Source organism: Gilvimarinus sp. 1_MG-2023, assembly GCF_030548285.1.
The window spans coordinates 1-549 of the sequence record NZ_JAUOSC010000065.1 but is presented as its reverse complement, the minus strand read 5'-3'; the positions used below and the strand labels follow the sequence as shown (position 1 = coordinate 549).

The 549-nt window shown below is 54.5% G+C and carries 1 protein-coding gene; it reads right to left on the bottom strand.

Features of this window, described 5'->3' with window-relative positions:
* Window positions 1–549 (bottom strand): diguanylate cyclase domain-containing protein (locus Q4563_RS15670; protein WP_303605122.1); only part of this gene is annotated, 549 nt, incomplete at both ends.

Genomic DNA, 549 nt, shown 5'->3' with positions numbered 1-549 from the left:
GTATCAGGCCGTTCTTCGGGTGATGCCAACGAACCAGGGCTTCCAGGCCTGTGGTGTGATAACCCTGCAAGCTGATTTTGGGCTGGTAAACGAGGTTAAACTGGTCTTCTGCCAGGGCGGTGTTGATTTTTTGTTCCCAGTCCAGGTGTTCGAGGATTGAGCGGTTCATGTCTTCGGAGAAGAACTGGATGTTGTTACGGCCCAGTTCTTTGGCGCGATACATGGCCAGGTCGGCATTTTTCATCAGGGTGTTGGGGTCGCTGGAGTCTTGCGGTGTCAGGGTGATGCCGATGCTGACGGAGGTGGTGATGTCCTGTCCTTTGATTCTGACCGGGCGGTTGAGAGTGGAGAGTAATTTTTCGGCCACGGCGAGGACGTCGGAGGTCTGTTTGATATCGGTTAGCAGGATGGTGAATTCGTCGCCACCGATACGGGAGACTGTGTCTCGATCACGAACGCAGTTGCTCAGTCGTTTGGCGGCTTCTTGCAGAAGCTGGTCGCCGGCATCATGGCCCATGGAATCGTTGATGCGTTTGAACTGGTCCATGT